This is a genomic window from Corynebacterium sp. (genome assembly GCF_012837295.1).
GTDB lineage: Bacteria > Actinomycetota > Actinomycetes > Mycobacteriales > Mycobacteriaceae > Corynebacterium.
Window position 1 is genome coordinate 1 of sequence record NZ_DURI01000126.1, and the last position, 6165, is coordinate 6165.

The window sequence follows — 6165 nt, forward strand, 5'->3', positions numbered from 1 at the left end:
ACCACCGGCGGCACCACCGTCGTCTTGCCCGTGCCCGGCGGCGCCTGCACCACCGCGACCAGGCCCTCGAGGGCCCGGGCGAGTTCGCCGGCGGACGCGGTGAACGGCAACCCCGCGCCGATGGCGGAAACGTCGAAAACGGGGGATTCCGTCGAAGGCTGGCCGGTCATGGCGTCCAGCATGCCAGCCCGGCCCGCGCCCAGGCCCGCGGGGCGACCCGCGCCCGGTGGCCCACCGGCCCCCGCATCGGGTGACCCACCGGCCCCCCGCATCGGGGCCGCAGCCGGGCATGTCGTTCACCGGCAAACGTAGTATCGGAGGGCGATGGACATCATCGACTGTCACTTCCACATCATCGGGGCGCGCGACCTGCAGCCGGACAAGGCATTCGCGCCGCCCCCGTTCACCGTGGACAGGTACCTGCAGCTGACCGACCGCATGGCCGACGTCGACCGTTGGTCGCGCGTGGTCGGAGGCGTCGTCGTCGGTGGATCGTCGCAAACCCGCGAGGAAACGCTGGTCGAGGCGCTGGAGGAACTCGAGCTGGAGGCCCGCTCGCGCGGTTTCGCCCGCGAGGAGGGGCGCAACTTCGTCGGCGTCATCACCGGCACGACGGACCTCGGCGCGGACCGCGTGCTGGAGCTCGACGCCAAGGGCATCCGCGGCATCCGCTTCAACCTGTTCAAGGGTCAGGAGATCGCCGTCGGCGACCTGGAGAACCTCGCCCGCAAGGTCCACGACCTCGTCGGGTGGACCACCGAGGTGTACTTCGACGTCTCCTCCCGCCCCGAGGTCGCCGAACTGCTGCCCGAATTGCCGGCGGTGGCGATCGACCACCTGGGCATGTCGGAGCAGGGCATCGACCGGGTGACGGAACTGGCGGCGGAGGGCGTGCGCGTGAAGGCCACCGGCTTCGGACGCCTCGATTTCCCCGTCGCCGACGCCCTCGAGCGCATCCACGCCGCGAATCCTCGGGCGCTGATGTTCGGCACGGACCTGCCGGGCACCCATGCGGCGCGGCGCTTCGACCGCAGCGACGTCGACGTCATCCTCGACGTCCTCGGCGAGTGGGAGATGCCACGCGTCATGCGCGACAACGCGCTGGCGTTCCACAAGTTCGACTGAGTCGGCGCCCCGCCGCCCGGCTTGCGCCGATGGGCCGGTGCCAATGCGCCGGAGTAGAGTGCCGTCCATGCGTGATTTGAGTCGTTTCGCCTGGTTGTCGGTGGCGGCGGCGATCGTGACGATCGTCATGAAGTTCTCCGGCTACCTGGTCACCGGGTCCGTCGGTTTGCTTTCCGACGCCGCCGAATCGCTGGTGAACCTCGTTGCGGCGGTGGTCGCCGTGGTGGTGCTTAAGGTCATCGCCAAGCCCGCGGACCGCGACCACGAGTTCGGCCATTCCAAGGCCGAGTACTTTTCCGCGGGGCTCGAGGGGGCGATGATCCTCGTCGCCTCCGGTTTCATCATCGCCGCATCCATCGGGCGGTTGATGAACCCGCAGCCCATCGACCAGATCGGCCTGGGCCTGGTGCTGTCGGTCGCGGCGTCGGTGGTCAACCTCGTCGTCGCGCTGGTCCTGCTCAAGGCGGGCAAGAAGCACCGGTCCATCACGCTGACAGCCGACGGCAAGCACTTGATGACCGACGTGTGGACGTCCGTCGGCGTCGTCGTCGCCGTGTTCCTGGTGTGGATCACGCAGTGGTGGTGGTTGGACCCGGTGATCGCGCTGGTCGTCGCCCTGAACATTCTGTTCACCGGCTACAAGCTGCTCATGGAGGCCGGCGGCGGCCTGATGGACAAGGCCATGGACGGCCCCGACCGCGCCGACGTCGACCGCATCCTCGGCTCCCACTGCGATCCCGCCCGCAACATCGACGTCCACGAGGTGCGCACCCGCGTCTCCGGCCGACAGGAGTTCATCGAGTTCCACCTCCTCGTGCCCGGAAAATGGTCCATCGAACATGGTCACGACATTCTCCACGCCATGGAAGATGACCTGCGCGACCGCTTTCCCGGCGTGCACATCGCCTCGCATTTGGAGCCCATCGAAGACGAGCGCGCCTACGGCGACGTCGACTTGTAGATCGCGCAGGTTCCTCGTAGCGGGGTTGGGGCCGGGTCCGCCTGCTCCCATACGCGCCAGACGTTTTCAGGGCCGTCTGGCGCGTTTTCCATTTCCGCAGGTCATCGCCGCGGCGGCCGCAGAAGTTGATGGGTTCGTCCCCATCAATTCAATATCGTCCCACTTGCGCGCTCGATCGCGGCGAAATAGGTGCGAAGTTGAAGGAATAGCGCCGAAATTCTTCAACTTCGACCCTATTTCGCCGACTTTTCCGGCCAAATAGGGACGAAATTGAAATGCGCGGCTCGGGCGCGGCTCGGGCGGGGCTCGAGCGGAGCTGAAGTGGGCGTCGACGAACGGGAAGTGCCTCGAGCGGAGGATCGACGAGCGGGCCCCGACCCGACACATGCGGAAAACAGCCGGCACGGGCACGGTGCTCCGGGGAGCGCGGTGGGCGATACGGACGTGGGGCCGTCGTAAAGCAGCCCCGCCAACCCCGAAATTCCCCGAAACCCCTGTGACCACCCTCACGCGACCATAGACTCGGGGCCGACAGACACGGCCACGAAAGACCAGTCACGCGCCCCGCGAACGGGGCGGGGAAGGACGACATGTACCCCGAGACCAGCCCCCAGGAGTCCGCGCCCCGGTCCCGCCGGGACGTGATCATCCCCGCCGCCGACGGCCTGCTCCTGCGCGGAACGGTCTTCCGCCCCCAGGAAAACCCGGGCGAGATCCGCGGGGTCATCACCGTCCACGGCGGCACCGGCGTGCCGGAGGGCTTCTACCACCGCTTCGCCGAATACGTGGCCAACCAGGGCCTCGCCGTGGTGACCTACGCCTACCGCGGCACCGGCCGCTCCGGCATGAAGTCCGACCCCGAAAACGCCGACATCCGCATGTCCGACTGGATCACGCAGGACGTCTGCGGCGTCATCGACTGGGCGCACGAGGAATTCGACGGCGTACCGCACTTCGCCGTCGGCCACGCCGTCGGCGGCCACGGCATCGCGTACGCCGGCCCGGAGGGCACGTTCGACGCCGCCGCGCTGATCAACTGCCGCGGCATGCGCATTTCCAAGGTGCCGTCGCTGGTGGGCAAGATCCGCGCGTTCACCCTGTTCAACATCATCGGCCCGATCTCCGCGACGCTGACCGGCCACATCCCCGCGTCGGGCTGGAAGCTGACGTCCGAGCCGCCGCTGGGCGTCATGCGCCAGTGGGCCGCGTGGGCCCGCAAGAAGGATTACTTCTTCTCCGACGGCGAGTTCGACTTCGACGCCCGTTTCGCGCGCGCGACGCAGCCGTTCCTGTCGATCCGCATCCCGGACGACTACTGGACCGAGGAGTCCTCGGCGGACCTGATCACCGACCGTCTCACCGGTTCCGCCGGCGTGGAGAAGCGCCAGGCGCGCCCCGCGCGCGGCCAGGGCGTCGGCTACGGCGGCTACTTCCGCAAGGGCCACGAGAAGGAGTGGGACGAGCTCATCGCCTGGTTGGAGTCGAAGGTCTAGCTTTTGCTTGACGACGCCCCGCGTCGGGCGCCTTAACCCACCCCGAATGAGCTAACCCACCCGTTGCAGCGGGTGGGTTACGCCATTCGGGGTGGGTTTGCCGTTGGGGCGGGGCGGCGTGCGGTTGGGGTGGGTGTCCCGTTGGGCCGGGGCGCGCGGGGCCTACTCGTCCCACAGTCCGCTGCACCCGCGCCGCCACGACCCGGCGAGGTGCCCGTCGACCATGCCGACCGCCTCCATCAGCGCGTGCGCCGTGGTCGGCCCGACGAACCGGAATCCGCGCTTCTTCAGCGTCTTCGCCAGCGCCGTCGCCTCGGGCGAGGTGGTGGGGACCTCCGCGACGGTGGCCGGCCGCGGCGTCGCCTCCGGCAGGTGCGACCAGATCAGCGCAGGTAGGCCGACGGCGGGCAGGGGGAGGTCGGCCCGTCGCAAAGCATCCCGCACATGGCGCGGCAGGGAGTCCGGCAGGGTCGGCGGGTCCCCGGCCTCGCGGAGCGTGACGACGGCCCGCGCATTCCCGATCGCCGCCGTGATCTTGGCGCGGTTGCGCACGATCCGGGCATCGGCGAGGGCGCGCTCGACGTCGGAGTCGCCCATCGCGGCGACGCGGTCGGGGTCGAAATGGTGGAAGACTTCGCGGAACGCCGGGCGTTTGGCCAGGATCACGTCCCACGACAGGCCCGATTGGAACGCCTCGAGGCTCAGCCGCTCGAACAGGCCGGCCTCGTCGAGGACCGGCATGCCCCACTCGGAGTCGTAATAGGCCAGCAGGCGGTCGTTGCCCAGCGCCCATGGCGTGCGCGGCCGGCCGTCGGGACCGGGCAGGGGGCCGGGGGAAATGGTCATGCGCCGATGGTACGTGCCGGGTTTCCGGCGCCCGGCCGCCTACGCGGGCGTAAGCTGCTGGTCATGCGATCTGACGCCTCCGACGACTCGGACGCCACGGCCATGCCCGACGACCGATCACGCATCGACCTGCGGCAGCACGTGCCTTCCGGTGCGGTTTCCGCTGGCACCGCCGCGGCCGATGGCACTGCCGGCACCGATGACGCCGGTGCGCCGTCCGACGTCGACATCACCGCGGGGGCCACGGCGGCGCCGCTCACCAACGAGGAGCGCAGGGCCCGCCCGGGCGCGTCGACGTCCGGCAAGATCCCGCGACCCCGCCGGCGCCCGCGCTTCGACCGCGGCCCCCGCCCGCTGCTGCGCGGCGTCCTCCACGAACGCTCGACGTGGGGCTTCCTCGGCTCCGGCATCGCGCTGATCGTGGTCACGGCGGTCGAGCACGGGGTGGGCATCGCCACGTGGATGTCGGCGCTGTACGTCGTGTGCCTCATCGGGTCGATGGGCGTCTCCGCGCTGTATCACCTGGGCCCGTGGCGCAGCGAGTCCGCGGTGCTGATGTGGCGCCGCGCCGACCACGCCATGATCGCCGTGTTCATCGCCGGCACCTACGGCCCGGTGTCGGTGATGGCGCTGCCGCCCGAACGCGCCGGGTTGCTCCTCGCATTGTGCTGGGCGGGTGCGCTGTTCGCGGTGCTGCTCAACGTGGTGTGGGTCAATCACCCGAGGTGGTTGGGCGTTTCCGTCTACCTGTTGCTGGGCTGGCTGGTCATCTGGGAGATCCCGAACCTGTGGACCGGCCTCGGCCCCGCCGTGACCATTCTGCTGGGCGTCGGCGGCTTCATCTACACCTTCGGTGCGCTGGTCTATGCGCTGAAGTGGCCGAACCCGTCGAAGCGGTTCTTCGGTTTCCACGAGGTCTTCCACGCGGCGACGATTATCGCCGCCACGCTCCATCACATCGCCATCTGGCTGGCCGTCGCCGCGTAGGCGGCAGGCGGGGCGGTGCGGCTACCCTTAACGCATGGCCACCGCATTGTTCGATTCACCGCTCGGCCCGCTGGGGCTTGCGGCGTCGTCGCGCGGTCTGGTGGAGGTGTCGCTGCACGGCCGCGTCGCCCCCCGCGGCTCCGAGGCCGATCCCGCGGCGCGGGCGATCCTCGATGATGCGCAGTCCCAGCTGGGGGAGTACTTCGCGGGCCGCCGCCGGGAGTTCGACGTGCCCTTCGACGTCGACCTCGGCGACGGCTTCCGCGGTCGTGCCCTCGCGGCTCTGTCCGGCGTCCCCTTCGGCGAGACCGTCACCTACGGCGGCCTCGCCGAGCTGGCCGGCTTCCCGAAGGCGGCGCGGGCGGCGGGGACGGCGTGTTCCACGAACCCGCTGGCCATGTTCATCCCGTGCCACCGCGTCGTGCCCGCGTCGGGAGGCATCGGGAAATACGGCGGCGGGGAGTCGATGAAGCGCGCGCTGCTCGAGCTGGAGGGTGTCGTCGAGCCGCGTCGTTGACGGGCCCTGCCTTCGACGAGTTCGTGATCGGGGCCCGGAATCCCGATCTCGTGGGCGGCGTTGGTGTTGACGTGTCAGCTAATGTGGGGGCATGAGCGAACGCGCCAACCATTCCGAGAGCCCCGCAGCCAAGGAGACCGCCGCAGCCGCAGGCACCGCTGATGGCACCGCCGTTATTGCCACGGAAGGCGCCGCCGTCGTTACCGCCACGAAAGGCGCCGCCCCCGCGACGGAGT

Annotated in this window: 6 protein-coding genes; 5 read left to right on the forward strand and 1 reads right to left on the reverse strand. The window is 69.7% G+C overall.

The features are described from left to right. Nucleotides 1–324: 324 nt before the first annotated feature. From GX015_RS04230 to GX015_RS04240, 3 genes are all read left to right on the forward strand, one after another. Entirely contained in the window at nucleotides 325–1125 is an 801-nt protein-coding gene (locus GX015_RS04230; RefSeq protein WP_291343034.1) for an amidohydrolase family protein, read from the forward strand. A gap of 67 nt (nucleotides 1126–1192) precedes the next feature. Then, nucleotides 1193–2086 (forward strand): cation diffusion facilitator family transporter, encoded by an 894-nt coding sequence (locus tag GX015_RS04235; RefSeq protein ID WP_046650392.1) that lies wholly within the window; start codon nucleotides 1193–1195, stop codon nucleotides 2084–2086. A 590-nt stretch (nucleotides 2087–2676) separates the two neighbouring features. Next, a complete protein-coding gene (locus GX015_RS04240; protein WP_291343037.1) occupies nucleotides 2677–3579 on the forward strand; it encodes an alpha/beta fold hydrolase in 903 nt (300 codons plus the stop codon). A gap of 162 nt (nucleotides 3580–3741) precedes the next feature. Here GX015_RS04240 and GX015_RS04245 read toward each other — a convergent pair whose 3' ends face one another. Next, nucleotides 3742–4425: a DNA-3-methyladenine glycosylase I gene (locus GX015_RS04245; RefSeq protein ID WP_291343038.1), complete on the reverse strand. Its 684-nt coding sequence runs from the start codon at nucleotides 4423–4425 to the stop codon at nucleotides 3742–3744. A 63-nt stretch (nucleotides 4426–4488) separates the two neighbouring features. On the opposite strand from GX015_RS04245, the gene GX015_RS04250 reads away from it, so the two are divergent. Beyond that, nucleotides 4489–5412: a hemolysin III family protein gene (locus tag GX015_RS04250; RefSeq protein ID WP_291343040.1), complete on the forward strand. Its 924-nt coding sequence runs from the start codon at nucleotides 4489–4491 to the stop codon at nucleotides 5410–5412. 34 nt (nucleotides 5413–5446) lie between these two features. Next, nucleotides 5447–5929, forward strand: coding sequence for a methylated-DNA--[protein]-cysteine S-methyltransferase (locus tag GX015_RS04255; protein WP_155868661.1), 483 nt, complete (start codon nucleotides 5447–5449; stop codon nucleotides 5927–5929). Nucleotides 5930–6165: the final 236 nt, after the last annotated feature.

Coding starts and splice junctions, on each gene's coding strand:
- GX015_RS04230 (WP_291343034.1), top strand. CDS start 325: ATGGACATCATCGACTGTCACTTCCACATCATCGGGGCGCGCGACCTG.
- GX015_RS04235 (WP_046650392.1), top strand. CDS start 1,193: ATGCGTGATTTGAGTCGTTTCGCCTGGTTGTCGGTGGCGGCGGCGATC.
- GX015_RS04240 (WP_291343037.1), top strand. CDS start 2,677: ATGTACCCCGAGACCAGCCCCCAGGAGTCCGCGCCCCGGTCCCGCCGG.
- GX015_RS04245 (WP_291343038.1), bottom strand. CDS start 4,425: ATGACCATTTCCCCCGGCCCCCTGCCCGGTCCCGACGGCCGGCCGCGC.
- GX015_RS04250 (WP_291343040.1), top strand. CDS start 4,489: ATGCGATCTGACGCCTCCGACGACTCGGACGCCACGGCCATGCCCGAC.
- GX015_RS04255 (WP_155868661.1), top strand. CDS start 5,447: ATGGCCACCGCATTGTTCGATTCACCGCTCGGCCCGCTGGGGCTTGCG.